Source organism: Wolbachia endosymbiont of Rhagoletis indifferens (assembly GCF_048537595.1).
Classification (GTDB): Bacteria; Pseudomonadota; Alphaproteobacteria; order Rickettsiales; family Anaplasmataceae; genus Wolbachia.
Window position 1 is genome coordinate 36,149 of sequence record NZ_CP175923.1, and the last position, 15,109, is coordinate 51,257.

Sequence of the window (15,109 nt, forward strand, 5' to 3'; positions counted from 1 at the left end):
CTTGACTTGTCCGTTTTTTTTATGTCTTTATTACAATCATAACCTCTAGCTCTGAGTTATACCCCTTTATTACATTGTATTAGATGGAAGTAGAACAGGACCCAATTTTGCGTTTTGTTGTTCTGAAAGACTCCCTAAAAGATCTGTACCAGGTTTTAGCTGCTCAGCAGAATCAAGATTACTGCTTGGTCCTGAATCTTCCAATTGCACAATAGTGCCGCAAGCTTCTTCGTATGATGGTGGTTGTGCTTCTGAAAGATCTGGGTACAATCCTGGCTGCTTAGGTCCATCGTATGGTGGTGCTGAAGGTTTTTTACCATAATCGCCTACTCCTGTTTCTTCTTGTTCTAACTTCTTCACATCTTCAGTATTAGTTGCTTTATCTACATACTTTGGTCCTTCTATGAAGTCTTGCATTTCTTTTACAAAACTTTGCTCATAGTGTCTCAGCATTAAGTAAGCCGCACCTGCTATTGCAAGGAATGTAGCAGAGATTGAGAGCGGAATTACCAAGAAGTATATACAACAACTGGTTAATGAAATGGTGGCTGGACCAATCATTAATTCTGCCATAAGTGACACAAATAGAGGGACAAAAGAGATAAGTGCAGAGAAGTCTTGTATATTTTTTAACATTATAATCTTTTTTCTTTTACTATTAAGGCTTGAATATGTTTTCTCAATATTAGTGTTATCCTTAATATAATGCGCTAACTTCTCTTCCATCACTTTTGTAAGCTCCCTTTCTAGTATGAAAGAGTATTTTTGTGGATAAGAGCTTAATTCTACCTTGCCACCCTTAAAAAGGGTTTCAATATCCTTTTTATATGACTTGATTTTCTCGATCTCAGATGAAGCTTCTGTTATTTCTGCATTTATTTTCTGTATATCATAAGCAAGTGCTTTAGCCTCTTTACCTTGTATTTTTTTATCATTTAAATCAGTTTCATTTGCTTGTAATTTCGCTTTCTTATCTTGCAGATCTTTTAAATCTTTATCCATTGCACCTTGCAACTTTTGATTTAGTTTATCCAAGTCATCTTTGGCTTCTTGAAGTAAATTTTTATGAGTGAAATATCTTAATAAAATAGGTAGAGTTAAAGGATCTTTTTTATGAGTAAAATACAAAGCATCCAGAGTAACACTATCAGGTATTATTTCTCTTGGCAGAGTTATATTTCTTTTTTCATAATCCTTTGAGATCAGATCTGCTAGGTACTTTTCTTTATCACCATCAACTGACCTAAGAAATTTTTTGTTACTAAATATCTCAGCTAGTGCTTTCGTATCCCAGCCACTAGATTGTTTTATAATGTCACTTAGCATTGAAGCCTCACTAATTATTTAATGCACATAGCTTAACACTATTTTAATAATGTGTCAAATTAATGAAAGTATTAACTATATTATTTAATTAATAAAGCTTTATTTTTTTAATAAGGAGCAGTCTAAGATAGACGGCTGCTAGAAACTCTCATCGCTGCCCTTTTGTTAACAGTGGTATTAGACTTCAAGTTACTGCAAAAAATGTTTTAAAACATAGTGATATCTTGACTTTGCCTAGTTAATATTCCAAATTATAAAAAAACAGATAGTTCTATGACAACAAATCTATTACAAGGCAAAAAGGGATTAATAACCGGAATAATAAATAAGAGATCGATAGCATGCGGTATAGCAAAAACTCTCTCAGAGCACGGAGCAGAACTTGCAATCACCTACCAGAATGAAATAATAAAAGAAAAACTATCACCAATAGCAGATGAATTAAATGTGGAGCTAATATTACACTGTGACGTTTCAAATGAAAAAATCATAGATAACGCTTTTGAAATAATAGAGAAAAAATGGGGTACTCTTGACTTTTTGGTGCATGCAATAGCGTTTTCCGATAAAAATGAGTTAAATGGCAAATATGTCAATACTTCACTGAATAACTTCCTCAATGCAATGCATATATCGTGCTATTCTTTTACTGCTTTAGCGCAAAGGGCTGAAAAAATGATGTCAGGTGGTGGTAGTTTACTTACTTTATCTTATTATGGCGCTGAAAAAGTTATGCCAAATTATAACGTTATGGGTTTATGTAAAGCAGCACTTGAAGCAAGTGTAAAATATATAGCATGTGATCTCGGGCCACAAAATATCAGAGTAAATGCAATTTCCGCTGGTCCAATCAGAACTTTAGCATCTTCTGGAATAAGCGATTTTCACTTCATATCAGAATGGAATAGAAATAATTCTCCGCTCAGACGCAATGTTACAATAGAGGATGTTGGCAAGGCAGCGTTATACTTATTAAGCGACTTAAGTAGTGGCACTACTGGAGAAATTTTGCACGTCGATTCAGGATATAACGTTGTGGGAATGAAGGTGGTTGACTAACAAAGCGCTAGTTCCTTCGGGTTCATACACAACTCTATCAGGAGTTTTGTGACTGTGATTGCAGAAAACATCGAACATAAAATTCCTATTGATAAAGTGACAGAAAAGCCTCTAATTGCTCCGCTGCCAATAATGAACATTATTCCTGCAGCAATTAATGTAGTGATATTTGAATCCAGTATTGTCTTTATAGCGTTTTTAAACCCTTCTTCAATAGCACGTTCCACTCTCTTGCCAGATTTGATTTCCTCACGAATTCGCTCAAATATTAAAACATTTGCATCCACCGCCATACCGACAGTGAGTGCAATACCGGCAATTCCAGGTAAAGTTAGAGTTGCTTCAAGCAGAGTGAGAATTGATAATATAAGAATTACATTAGAAAAAAGCGCAATAGAGGCCAATACACCTAATTTGCCGTAAGTGATAATTATAAATAAAGCCACGGCTATAATAGAGATTGTTGCTGCCATTTCCCCTGCCTTTATTGATTCTTCTCCAAGGCTTGGGCCAATGTTTTTTTCTTCAATTATTTTAAGTGGCGCTGGCAGTGCTCCAGATTTTAAAAGTATTGCAAGTTCGCTTGCTTGTTTTTCAGTAAAATTACCGCTAATTTCTCCCTCTCCATTTAAAATTGGCTCACGTATTGTAGGTACTGTTAAAACTGTGTTATCCAGAACAATTGCAAAAGGTTTTCCCACATTTTCTTTAGTGATTTTCGCGAATCTTTTACTCGCTATGCTGTCAAATTTAAAATGCACTGTTGGTTTACCTAAGTGACCAAATCTAACTGATGCATTAATCAGTGCATCACCACCTATTTCAGTTTTGCGGAATATTGGATAAGAATTGCCTAAGGAATCCTTGAGCATGACAGTAGTTTCGTAATCTATATCCTGCACCTTGGCTATGTTAGTGTTTGCCAAATGAAAAGCTAGCTTAGCAGTTTTGCCAAGCAGAGATTTTATCTGTTCGGTGTCTTCTACTCCAGGCACCTGCACTAATATTTTATTCTGCCCTTGTTTTTGAACGCTGACTTCCTTTGTGCCAAGTTTGTCCAAACGCCGCTGGACATTGTTTATTGATTCTGCAGCTACTTCACTGATCAAAGAATTTTTATAATGGGGTTTATACGAAATGAGAATTGAAGAATCTTTTCTATTTAGCTCTAAATTTGGATTTATCGCATTAATCAACACAGATGCTTTTTTATAGTCATCAATATTATTTAAAGTTACAACGCTATTTTGTACGTTAGATTCAATATTTTTTGTTAGCAATGTCTCTTTTATCTCATCAGCTAGCATGCCTAGCTTTTCCTTAAAATAGAAGTCTAAGTCTATGTTTAGAAGCAAAGATGCCCCTCCTTTCAGGTCAAGGCCTAAGTTTATTCTTTTTTTCGAAATAAAAAGCTTATTATCAAAGAAATTTGGCAGTGTTATGTATAAAGCAAATAAACAGATGCATAATACTGAAAAAGATTTGACTATAAGCCTGTTGTACATAAGTTGTAGGTTTAAAATTGCAGTGTAAGTTAAAAATAGATTTTTGTAAAATTCTCTATTGTCCAAATAACCTATCCAAGTAGCTATAGAAACGAAAAAACTTGCTTGACACCCTTCGCCAGCCCCTTTATCATGAAACTGAAGGTATTCAGTTATCTTCATCTGTGCAGATTAAACAGCAAGAAAACAACGTAGTTGGCGTCTTATTTTTAATTTTTTGCACTATGTGCACCTTATGTCTTCACAACATTTCTAGGTTTTTACCTATATAAGCTGAAACGCGCTTATAAGTCGTTTAAGACAGTATAGTACGCCAATTTGCAGGATTAGGGAGTGAACACTAATTACCACGGGGTTTCTTTTGCCTTTTTTTCTGCTTAGTAAATTTCTTAAACATTTAAACAAAGGTGAGTTGCATTTAAAAGCAGCTAAATTGCAGTGTTTAAGACTTAAAAAACGCCAATACTGAAAGTAGACAATGACTAGGGCTTCTTTTGCCTTTTTTTTTGTTTGGTAAATTTCTTAATGTTTATGGCTAAAGATTGCACGAATGTTGCAATTACAAAAGCGATCTCTACTAGGAGAATGTCATTCCAGTGCTCCTTTTTTTGTCATCCCAGTGCTTGACACTGGGATCCAGTTTTCCATATAATCTCATCGAAAACGTTGTATTTTAACGTAAAACATCTATTTTTATGCTTACCAACTTAATAAAATTCCTGGATCCCAGTGGGCTTTGTTGCATAGCACCTTAAGCAGTGATGGTTTACGACAAATTTATGTAATGATTTCAAATTTAGCCATACCAATATCAGTGAATTTGTTGAGCAAATAGCACTTAATTAGTAATTCTTTTTCACGATTTACTTCAGATTTATTCCTAAAGCTAAATCCAAATACTTGCTTCAACCTTGAGAAAAATCCTTCTATGTAAGATCTCTTTCCATAAATTGCTTCCTTTTTCCACTCTTTTACACCATCTTGTCCATATAATTTTATTAACCTAATAGCAGCATTTCTGTCAGACATATAATCTATTTTTGAATGTTCTGCTGCATCCTTTTTTGGTAGAACTTTTGTCTTTATATCGTATTTCTTACACAATTTATAAAGTTTGTGCCTATCGTATACCCTATCTGCATATAATGCTTTTATTTTGTGCTGAAAATTAACTTCTTCAAGCAAATCGCAAGCTCCATAGTGGTCAGAGTAGACGCCATTACTGTATCTTGCAGCTATAGCTTTTTTACTATTCACACTTAACATAACATGTAACTTTCTTACTTGCTCGTAGCTTCGGTACTTTCTATCTGCACTGTTTTCCTTACTGTGGCCAGGAGTGTTACTGTAAATGCTGATACTTGTGCTATCTATGATAATTTCAATATTTTCCATGTTGCTTTTATCAACCCTGCAATCATTTATCTTAATATTAAGTTTTTTAAACCTTCTTGATGCTTGTGAATAGCTGATAACTGCCAAATTTTTTCCTATTTGTTGCAGATATCCTTTTATAAACCCCACCGTTTGTCTTAAACCAATTCTAAAAAGATTGACAATTATATGCACCAAAATTACGACTTTATCACTGTAAATATAGTTGCCGCCCTGCATTTTTGGACTATTTTCATACCAATTTTCGATAGCTTCATCGATGTAACGAAAAATATTTCCCCTTTTTTCAAGGAATTTGTTATATTCGTTTTGGTTACTGACTTTCATTTTCTGTGGCATATTTTTTCTTCAACAGTTAAATGGTTATTTATAATGAATTTTGTCAGTAGCCACCAGATTTTTTCGGTTGCTATGCAACAAAGCCATCCCAGTGTCTGGGCACTGGGATGACACCATTCTTTTTTCTGGATTCCAGACTGGAATGACACCCTTTTGGATGGAAATCAGTGTCAGCTACTTGCATGACACCATCATAAGGTGAAACTGGATCCCAGTGGGCTTTGTTGCATCGCTACTTATGAAAGGCTAACTATAGTTAGGATTATAAGCAACCTATTGAAAATCTTGTTTTTTTGCAATCAATCTGATCAAATTTAAGAATAGTAATTTATTATTTATATTAATAAACTTAATTCTATTGAAAATAGCTAAAGCATTGAAATTCTTGAATTTTAGCCGGATTAGTGAGTGGTAGTGAAATTTCTTTTACTCAAATTTAGGTATTCACTGACCGTTCTTGTTATAAATACCAGAATAATAAGCTACTGATATTCTCCATCTTTTTTATCTTTAATCCATCATAGCTAGCGATGCAACAAAGCCATCCCAGTGTCAGCTACTCGGATGACAGGAAGAGAAGGCTACTTGGATGACACCATTATAGAAGGAACCAGTGTCAGCTACTTGGATAGGGGGCACTAGAATCCAGTAAGCTTATTTATGCATATAAAAGGTTATTATTTTGTAAAGTCAAAGTTGCTTTTGGTTTTAAGTTAAAGTACAATAAATGCAAAGGCTCATATGATGAATTGTATAGTAAAACTGGATCCCAGTGTCTGGGCACTGGGATGACATCAGACAAACAGTCGTACACATGCTAGTCAAAATAGGTACCAGAGGAAGCAGCCTTGCAGTTGCCCAGGCTTTGGAAGCAAAACAAAAGTTGCTGGACTCTTTTCCTAACTTATCTATTGAAATTGTTAAGATAAAAACTTCTGGAGATAAGTATGCAAACGCAAATCTTGCTGAAATAGGGGGCAAAGGATTATTCATTAAAGAAATTGAGACTGAATTGCTCGAAAATAATATAGATATGGCAGTTCATTCGCTAAAGGATGTGCCTGCGTTTTTCTCAGGGGGTTTAACAATTCCTTGTGTTTTAGAAAGGCTAAGTCCATGCGATGCGTTTATTTCTCATAAATACAATAGCCTTGAGTCTTTGCCACAACAGGCTACTATTGCCACTTCTTCAATAAGAAGAAAAGTTCAGTTACTAAATTTTAGACCAGATTTAAATATAGTACCGTTACGTGGAAATGTAACAACCAGATTGCAAAATCAAAGTTTTGATGGAATAATTTTAGCTGAAGCTGGACTCATAAGATTAGAAAAGCATCACTTAATTACAGAGGTATTGCTACCAAAAGTTATGTTAAGTGCAGTGGGACAGGGAGCGATTTGTATTCAATGTAGGAGGAATGATGTAAAAATTATCGATCTTTTAGAGAAAATTAATAATAATATGTCTTTTATAAGAGTGAAATCAGAGCGCAGTTTTATGAAGACAGTGAATGGTTCATGTTTTACACCACTTGCAGCTTTGGCTGAATATGTGAACGAAAATATGCTACACCTTCGTTGTATGTTGGCAGATGGAAAAAATATATACTTCACTGAGCGCACTTCATTTATAGAAGATGCGGAGAAAATGGGTATGGATGCAGGGTTAGAGTTGAAATCAAAATGCTTATAAGCTTACCTAAAGTACGTGGAATCTATCGTTATGACATCTTAATGTCTAAAGCAACGTGGTTAAATGTCGGTGGACGAGCTGATATATTATTTAAACCACGTGATATTGAAGATTTAACATGCTTGATTAAAAACACTGAGTTGCCAATTAACGTTATCGGTGCAACATCCAACATAATAGTGCGAGATAGTGGCATTCGAGGAATAACAGTAAAATTAGGTAAGGAGTTTGCATATATTAAAAGTAAGGGTAACAACTCTATTGTTGCAGGTGGTGCTGCGCTGCTCAGGAACCTTGCTTACTTTGCAGGAGAGCAACAAATTAGTGGACTCGAGTTTCTAGTTGGAATTCCAGGAACAGTTGGTGGCGGAATAGAAATGAATGCAGGTGCATATGGTAGTGATATCGCAAGTGTTGTACAATCCATAAAAGCAGTGAATCTAGAGGATGGAAACCTATATGAGTTCTCCAGCAAAGAAATGGGGTATTTTTATCGTGGACATGGCCTAAAAGGAAATTGGATTTTTGTTGAAGCTGAGTTTAAAGGAGTAAACTCAGAGTATGAGCTTATATTCCAAAGGTTAAAGGAAATTGTTGAGAGAAAAAATAAAAGCCAGCCAACGAGAGGAAAAACTGCTGGGTGCATATTCAAAAATCCAAAAAACTATCGAGCATGGGAGTTAATTGATAAATCTGGCTGCCTAGGGTTAAATATTGGTGGAGCTAGAATCTCTAAGAAACATTGTAACTTCTTGCTCAATTACGATAATGCAACTGCATCTGACTTGGAAAACCTTGGCAACAGAGTAAAAGATGCAGTGAAGGATAAATTTAATGTTGAACTTGAGTGGGAAATAAGGGTTTTGGGTAGCTATTAGACAGTTTTTATAGCTTCTGTATATTCGTTCAGGAAACGGCAAATAAGGTAGACAAGTAATCTAAAAAAATAATCATAGAGAAAACGTGAGGTAATGTGGTTAATCTTGTAGAATTTTGCAAGAATCTATAGCTAAAGTGACTTAGGTTCTCTAATTGCACGGGAATGTTTAAAAAACCATACGCGTCAAGTTAAGGGAAAGTAGCATAAGGAAAAAGAAAAGTGGTAAAAATTATTTTAGATATTAAGCAATAAAGCTAGTAATTTATAGACTCTTCTAAAAGAATTATCTTATTTTAGATCAAAATTTCCAAAAAAATAAATGTAACAAACAAGTTTAAATGGTGCTATATTGGGCCTTAACTTGACGCGTATGGTTTATTTAACACTCCCATTTTCTGTGAAAGACAGATATAGAAAAACAAGAGTATCCACCTTAAGTTCATTGAATTTTCTTACCCTTGTTTCTTAACTTGACGCGTATGGTTTATTTAACACTCCCCTTTCTAATAGTAATTTTTGCGTCAAAACGCTCCTCAAATGCATCAACCCGGTCCTGTGATTCCTTCTCCACTAACTCGTTCAGGACTTGGACTATCTACTTGAGAATCTGGCTTCATTTCCTGAGCTTTCTCATTAACTTTTTGTTCTACCTCGTTTATTTCATTGTTACCAATGGCCATAATTGCAGGTTGAAATTCGCTCATAAAATCTACAAGTTTCTCCATGTCTTCCTCATGAGTACTAGTACCCTTGCTCATAAGATTGTTCAAAAGATCAGCATTATCTTCCCCTATTAACTGTCCTATGGCTGCTAGTTGCTCTTGATTCTGAAGCATTTCTACTATCTTTTTCTCATTCTGAGCGTCTTCCACGCTTTGCTCTGCTTTTAACTTACTATTGTCTGCAATACCTACAAGCAAGTCCCTATATAATCTATCAAAATTATTCTCTCTTGCTTGAACTGTAGGTAATTTATCTATTAAATCCTTATATGAACTTTTCACTGCTTTTCCTGCTTCAATCGCGCCTTCTTTTATTTTTTCCCCTGCCTTTCCTATACCTATTCCTACATAACGTGCTCCAATAGCTACAAGTGCTATTAATGTAGCAAGCACAATAAGCGGAGAAAATGCTACTCCTAATACTATTCCAGTAGAAGCTATTCCAATTTTTTTGTTTGCAGATGCTGATTCAAAATAATTGACTAGATCATCCAGCGGACCTTTATTATTATTTATAACATTACCTATTGCTTGATCATTGACATGCTTTAGCGCATCTTCTATTACTTCTAAGTTGGTTTTTTCAAAAGTTGGACTTTTAAGTGCTTCTTCAATGAATTTTATAAATAATTCTTTGTTGACCTCCTTTTGCAAGCCTTGGTCATTAATCGCTAAACCTACATTATTAAAATTCATTTTTTCAACTTGTTCTGATAGGGCTTTAAGTAACTCCTCTTTTCCCTCTGATGGGGATTGTGCGATGCTTTCTATTATATCTGAAACAGCTTTTCTTAGTTCTTGGTAGTCAGTTTCATTATCAAAGAACTCAGCCACATTTTACTCCATTGACTGTAAATATACCTAATTATACATACTAATTATTAATTATATTATAATTGATATAACATACCCCTTTCCAAATATAGAATTTGTATTAAAATATCTAGATTATATGAAATCAAGGTACTTTATGGGTGAAAAAAAATTAAAAGCTGCTGTGGTTTTATCAGGGTGTGGTCACCTTGACGGTGCAGAGGTAAGAGAAGCGGTTTTAAGTCTGCTTGTGCTTGATCAGCAGGATGTGGATGTTAAATGCTTTGCACCTGATATCAATATCACACAAGTTATGAATCATAAAACAAAGGAGGCAGTGAAAGAAAAAAGGAATGTACTTGTAGAAGCAGCAAGAATCGCAAGAGGCGAAATATATGACTTAAAAGAAGCCAAAGCTGAAAATTTTGACATGCTAGTTGTACCTGGTGGATACGGAGTTGCAAAAAATTTATCTGACTTAGCTGAAAATAAAGGCATGGTGACAGTAATGCCTGAATTTGAAAGATTAGTTTCAGAATTCTTTGTTACAAAAAAGCCAATAGGAGCGATATGCATATCTCCAGCTATCATTGTTTCAATTTTAAGTAGTAAGATAGGTAAAGAAGAAAGTAAGGTTAAGGTAACTATAGGAGATGACAAAGAACAGTTGATAGAAAAGCTTGGCGGCGAACACATAAAGTGCGATACAGGGTTATCAATAGAAGACGAAGAGTATAATGTATTTTCTTGTTCTGCTTATATGCGTAGTGACGAAAGTACATACTCTGTATATCAAGGGATAAAGCATATGATTGACAGCATGGTAAAAAAGATTAACAAAAAAACTAAACAGCCATTCCTCTAAGATGTAGTAATTTAGACTTCCTTACACAATTAACTGTTGAATTTTACATTTCTAGCTGTATTATGGTTATATAGCTAAAGTGATCTAGGTTTACTGACGATTACTTGTTAGCGGCATGGCGTAGGGCTGCACTAGCTATATATATTTAGCTCTTTTTTTATAAACGTAAGGTGTTTTATATGTCAGACCTTTTCTATATTGAAACTACGTGTTGTGTGGACGGTCAGTGTGATGTCTATACAGGGGAAGTGAGTTTTAATGATGTCATGTTAGGCAAGTTCAGTCTAAATTCGTGCAGCGGGAAAGAAGCTATGATAAATCTAGACGTTATTACATTCGACATTAATATCGCTATCGATGATCAAAATGGAAAGACAATAAAAAGAGATCTTAAAGGTCTTGAATTTGTAACTAAAGATGATGGTTCTTGGTATATTAATAAGGATTTTGGTAATGATAAATTTGAAATTACAGTAAAGCAATCATAATTTTACATCTCAGGTGTAACATTTAGTATAGGTGCTATTCTATTTATAATGTTCTTTACTATAGGCGCAGCAATTATTCCCCCGGTATGGTGTATCCCTTGAGGTTCATCAATAGCAATTAGCACTATATACCTTGGGTCAAGCATGGTTAGCACTCCTATAAATGACGCTATGTTTGCATCTTTGCTATATTTACCATCTACAACTTTTTCCGCCGATCCAGTCTTTCCCCCTATTGAATATGCCTTTATTTTTGCTTTCCTGCCAGTGCCATCTGTTACTGCTGCGCGTAATAATTTTCTCATTTCCCTGGAAGTTCTTCTTGAGATAATTTGCTCTCCTATACTTCTTTTATTCAACATCAAGGTTGCGTTATGAAATATCCCATTGTTGATTAATGCTGCTGCAGTTTGTACAAGATGTATAGGAGTTACAGCTATGCCATAACCATAAGATGCTGTTATTAAAGTGTTTTCACTCCATTTATCCGGGATTATCGGTGTAGATTTTTCTGGTATTTCTATTTTCAAAGGAGAAAATAGCTTCATAGCTTTAAAGTATTCTACTTGTTTTTCAATACCTAATTTGACTGCAATTTTTGCTGCACCAATGTTGGATGATTTTACAAATATATCTTGCACAGTAATTTTTGGAATTTTAGATTTGTGAAAATCCTGAATTTTATACTTTCCAATGGTGATTGGTGTTGATACGTCATATAAATCGCTAGTTTTTGTAACGTTTGCATCAAGTGCTGCGGCTATTGTAAAGTATTTTAATACCGACCCCATCTCATACACCCCAAGACTGGCGCGATTAAACTTTTGTACGTCTTCTGCCTTATTCTGTAGGTTGGGGTTAAAATCAGGTAGACTGATCATCGAGATGACTTCACTATTTCTCACATTTAAAACAATTCCTACTCCGCCGAGTGCCTGATATCTGCTTACAGCTTTAGTTAGCTCTTCATGTACTATGCTTTGCACTCGTGTATCTAAGGATAGTTGAACATATTGATCAGCAGAGCGTGACCATCCCTGTTGGATGACAGAAGATTGTGCAGAAACTTGGTCTGCAGTGCACTGACACTGGAATCCAGTTTTATGCGCAATTTCATCACTAACATTGGTTTTGACATATGTTTCTGGAATCCGTTGTTCATCACGTAATTTGTCAGTATTTTTATCCAGTGTCACGCACTGGATCTGTTGTGTGGGGGATTGCTGTGCAGAAGATGATGCCACCTGCTGTGCAGGGGATTGTTGTGCAGGAATTGCTTTCAAGTTGCAATATTCGTACAACTGTATATCAGCTACTTGGATGACAGAAAGTTGCGTAAGGAATCTATTTTTTATGTACGCCTCAACTCCTGCAATACCGTTGCCATCTATGTCAGTGTAACCAAGCACGTGTGAAAATAAATTACTGTGAGGATATATACGTTTTACATCGTTATAGAAGTTTATTCCTGGCACGCCGGCATTTTTTATTGCTAACAGTTCTTTTGGAGTCAAGTGCCGCTTTATCCAAGCAAATTTCTTTTCTGAAGTAAGTATTCTATATAAGTTCTCGTATTCGAGGTCATGCAAAGTAGAACACAGTTGTGCTGCTATACTTTCCGGATTCTTTACTTTGGTTGCATCTGTATATAGTGATGTTGTGGGCACATTTGTTGCTATTACCACTCCATTTCTATCTAAAATATCAGGTTGTTTATGTACTATATTATCTTTTCTAAAATTTTCTGAAGTAGTAGGTTGATCAAATGTTAAAGAGAATATGCGAAAAATAATTATTATATAAAATATAAATAATGGTACTATAAAACACAGTGAGCGGAGCTTATTTTTAAGTAATGCTTGCATATTTACTTGATTTGACAAAAATGGAAATCATCTTAGCTGAGCCGCGAGGTTTTTGTGCCGGGGTAAAAAGAGCTGTGGACATATTAGCTATTACTTTAGAAAAATACAAAAACAAGTGCCAAGTTTATGTGCTACACGAAATTGTTCACAATAAATATATAGTAGAGGACTTTAAGAAACAAGGAGTGGTTTTTGTGAACAGTATCGAGGAAATTGAAGATAATGGAGGAATACTGATCTTCAGCGCGCACGGAGTGTCAAAAAATATAGAAGATGAGGCAAAAAGAAAGGGTATTCAAGTGATTGATGCAACATGTCCTTTAGTCAGCAAAGTGCATAAAGAGGCAAAAAGGTATGAAAACAGTGGTAAAGAATTAATTCTCATTGGGCATGAAAACCATCCAGAAGTTAAGGGAATTAGAGGAAGAGTAAATAATCCTATCATTTTAGTGCAAACTGTGCAGGACGTACACAATTTAAAAGTTAAAGATCCAGATAATTTGTCTTATGTTACACAAACTACGTTAAGCATCGACGATACCCGTGACATTATTGCTGCCCTGAAATTAAGGTTTCCAGGCATAACAGGTCCAGATTTAAAGGACATATGCTATGCAACGCAAAACAGACAAAATGCTGTTAAAAAGCTAGCTAAAATTGTAGACATGGTATTAGTTGTAGGAAGTAAAAATAGCTCAAATTCAAATCGCTTATTAGATCTATGCACTGCCAGAGGAAAAAGAACCTACTTGATTGATAATTACAGCTGTGTGAATAAAAGCTGGTTTCAGGGCGTAGAAAAGATAGGAATCACTGCAGGTGCTTCCGCTCCTGACATATTAGTTGATGAATTAATAGACTACCTAAAAGTAAGTATGAATGTAGAAGTTTCAGTTATGCCAGATGGTATTATTGAAAATGTTCAGTTTAAAATACCGAATCTGATTTAAAACACAACTTATCTACTAAGCTTCTCTTGAAATCACACAAATCAGCATCTATAGCTAAGACGTCATACCGCGATTCATTAGACTTCTTGCATAACCTTATAACAAACTTTTATTGGGAATAGAAACGAAAAACTTACTTGACAAACTCCGCCAGCCCCCTTATCATGAAACTGAAGGTATTCAGTTATCTTCATCTGTGCAGATTAAACAGCAAAAAAACAACGTAGTTGGCGTCTTATTTTTAATTTTTTGCACTATGTGCACCTTATGTCTTCACAATATTCTGGGTTTTTACCTATATAAGCTGAAACGCGCTTATAAGTCGTTTAAGACAGTATAGTACGCCAATTTGAAGGATTAGAGAGTGAACACTAATTACCACGGGATTTCTTTTGCCTTTTTTTCTGCTTAGTAAATTTCTTAAACATTTGAGATAAGGTGAGTTGCATTTAAAAGCAGCCAAATTGCAGTGTTTAAGACTTAAAAAACGCCAATACTGAAAATAGATATTAACCGGGGCTTCTTTTGCCTTTTTTTCCGTTTGGTAAATTTCTTAAATATTTATAGCTAAACGACAATCGTCATCCCGCTGCTTGTTAGCGGGATCTAGAGATACCGTGACGGTATGACGAGGGAGAACAGTTAGCGGCTGAGATACCGCGAATGAATCGCGGTATGACGTAGGACTGCTGTCATTCCAGTACTCCTTTTTTTGTCATCCCAGTGCTTGACACTGGGATGGCTTTGTTGCATCGCTACTTATGAAAGGCTAACTATAGTTAGGATTATAAGCAACTTATTGAAAATCTTGTTTTTTTGCAATCAATCTGATCAAATTTAAGAATAGTAATTTATTATTTATATTAATAAATTTAATTCTATTGAAAATAGCTAAAGCATTGAAATTCTTGAATTTTAGCCGGATTAGTGAGTGGTAGTGAAATTTCTTTTACTCAAATTTAGGTATTCACTGACCGTTCTTGTTATAAATACCAGAATAATAAGCTACTGATATTCTCTATCTTTTTTATCTTTAATCCATCATAGCTAGCGGTGCAACAAAGCCCACTGGGATCCAGTTTTCCATATAATCTCATCGAAAACGTTGTATTTTAACGTAAAACATCTATTTTTATGCTTACCAACTTAATAAAATTCCTGGATCCCAGTGGGCTTTGTTGCATAGCACCTTAAGCAGTGATGGTTTAC

The 15,109-nt window shown here is 35.0% G+C and carries 13 protein-coding genes; 7 read left to right on the forward strand and 6 right to left on the reverse strand.

Annotated features, from left to right (window positions below; all coding sequences use genetic code 11):
• Positions 1 to 69: 69 nt before the first annotated feature.
• Positions 70 to 1,326, reverse strand: a complete 1,257-nt coding sequence (locus tag ACJZL1_RS00225; protein ID WP_419247247.1) for a hypothetical protein — start codon at positions 1,324 to 1,326, stop codon at positions 70 to 72.
• Positions 1,327 to 1,599: 273 nt separating this feature from the next.
• Between ACJZL1_RS00225 and ACJZL1_RS00230 the strand changes: the two genes are divergently transcribed.
• The gene (locus ACJZL1_RS00230; protein WP_265026385.1) at positions 1,600 to 2,385 is read left to right on the forward strand and encodes an enoyl-ACP reductase FabI; all 786 of its coding nucleotides are present in this window, start codon (positions 1,600 to 1,602) and stop codon (positions 2,383 to 2,385) included.
• On the opposite strand, the gene secD is transcribed toward ACJZL1_RS00230, so the two are convergent.
• From secD to ACJZL1_RS00245, 3 genes are all read right to left on the reverse strand, one after another.
• On the reverse strand, positions 2,382 to 3,890 hold the full coding sequence (secD, locus tag ACJZL1_RS00235) for a protein translocase subunit SecD (RefSeq protein WP_419247531.1): 1,509 nt from the start codon (positions 3,888 to 3,890) through the stop codon (positions 2,382 to 2,384). The two genes, ACJZL1_RS00230 and secD, sit on opposite strands and share 4 nt — an antisense overlap.
• A gap of 777 nt (positions 3,891 to 4,667) precedes the next feature.
• Complete coding sequence (locus tag ACJZL1_RS00240; RefSeq protein ID WP_419247248.1) at positions 4,668 to 5,624, reverse strand: IS5 family transposase; 957 nt, start codon at positions 5,622 to 5,624, stop codon at positions 4,668 to 4,670.
• Positions 5,609 to 5,773, reverse strand: a complete 165-nt coding sequence (locus tag ACJZL1_RS00245) for a hypothetical protein (protein WP_265026383.1) — start codon at positions 5,771 to 5,773, stop codon at positions 5,609 to 5,611. Before ACJZL1_RS00245 ends, ACJZL1_RS00240 begins: the two co-directional genes overlap by 16 nt.
• 665 nt (positions 5,774 to 6,438) lie before the next feature.
• Here ACJZL1_RS00245 and hemC point away from each other — a divergent pair.
• Together hemC and murB are read left to right on the forward strand one after the other, a co-directional pair.
• Positions 6,439 to 7,317 (forward strand): hydroxymethylbilane synthase, encoded by an 879-nt coding sequence (gene hemC / locus ACJZL1_RS00250; RefSeq protein ID WP_265035671.1) that lies wholly within the window; start codon positions 6,439 to 6,441, stop codon positions 7,315 to 7,317.
• The gene (gene murB, locus ACJZL1_RS00255) at positions 7,308 to 8,195 is read left to right on the forward strand and encodes a UDP-N-acetylmuramate dehydrogenase (protein ID WP_419247249.1); all 888 of its coding nucleotides are present in this window, start codon (positions 7,308 to 7,310) and stop codon (positions 8,193 to 8,195) included. Before hemC ends, murB begins: the two co-directional genes overlap by 10 nt.
• Positions 8,196 to 8,739: 544 nt before the next feature.
• Here murB and ACJZL1_RS00260 read toward each other — a convergent pair.
• A complete protein-coding gene (locus ACJZL1_RS00260) occupies positions 8,740 to 9,753 on the reverse strand; it encodes a hypothetical protein (RefSeq protein WP_265026420.1) in 1,014 nt (337 codons plus the stop codon).
• A gap of 118 nt (positions 9,754 to 9,871) precedes the next feature.
• Between ACJZL1_RS00260 and elbB the strand changes: the two genes are divergently transcribed.
• Together elbB and ACJZL1_RS00270 are read left to right on the forward strand one after the other, a co-directional pair.
• Positions 9,872 to 10,597 (forward strand): isoprenoid biosynthesis glyoxalase ElbB, encoded by a 726-nt coding sequence (gene elbB / locus ACJZL1_RS00265; RefSeq protein ID WP_419247250.1) that lies wholly within the window; start codon positions 9,872 to 9,874, stop codon positions 10,595 to 10,597.
• Positions 10,598 to 10,776: 179 nt separating this feature from the next.
• A complete protein-coding gene (locus ACJZL1_RS00270) occupies positions 10,777 to 11,085 on the forward strand; it encodes a hypothetical protein (RefSeq protein WP_320109930.1) in 309 nt (102 codons plus the stop codon).
• Between the two features lie 2 nt (positions 11,086 to 11,087).
• Here the strand turns inward: ACJZL1_RS00270 and ACJZL1_RS00275 are convergent, their stop codons facing one another.
• Positions 11,088 to 12,950 (reverse strand): peptidoglycan D,D-transpeptidase FtsI family protein, encoded by a 1,863-nt coding sequence (locus ACJZL1_RS00275; RefSeq protein ID WP_265026417.1) that lies wholly within the window; start codon positions 12,948 to 12,950, stop codon positions 11,088 to 11,090.
• A gap of 20 nt (positions 12,951 to 12,970) precedes the next feature.
• On the opposite strand from ACJZL1_RS00275, the gene ispH reads away from it, so the two are divergent.
• Together ispH and ACJZL1_RS00285 are read left to right on the forward strand one after the other, a co-directional pair.
• Positions 12,971 to 13,900, forward strand: a complete 930-nt coding sequence (ispH, locus tag ACJZL1_RS00280; RefSeq protein WP_265026610.1) for a 4-hydroxy-3-methylbut-2-enyl diphosphate reductase — start codon at positions 12,971 to 12,973, stop codon at positions 13,898 to 13,900.
• Positions 13,901 to 14,612: 712 nt separating this feature from the next.
• A complete protein-coding gene (locus tag ACJZL1_RS00285) occupies positions 14,613 to 14,741 on the forward strand; it encodes a hypothetical protein (RefSeq protein ID WP_265026416.1) in 129 nt (42 codons plus the stop codon).
• The last annotated feature ends 368 nt before the right edge of the window (positions 14,742 to 15,109 follow it).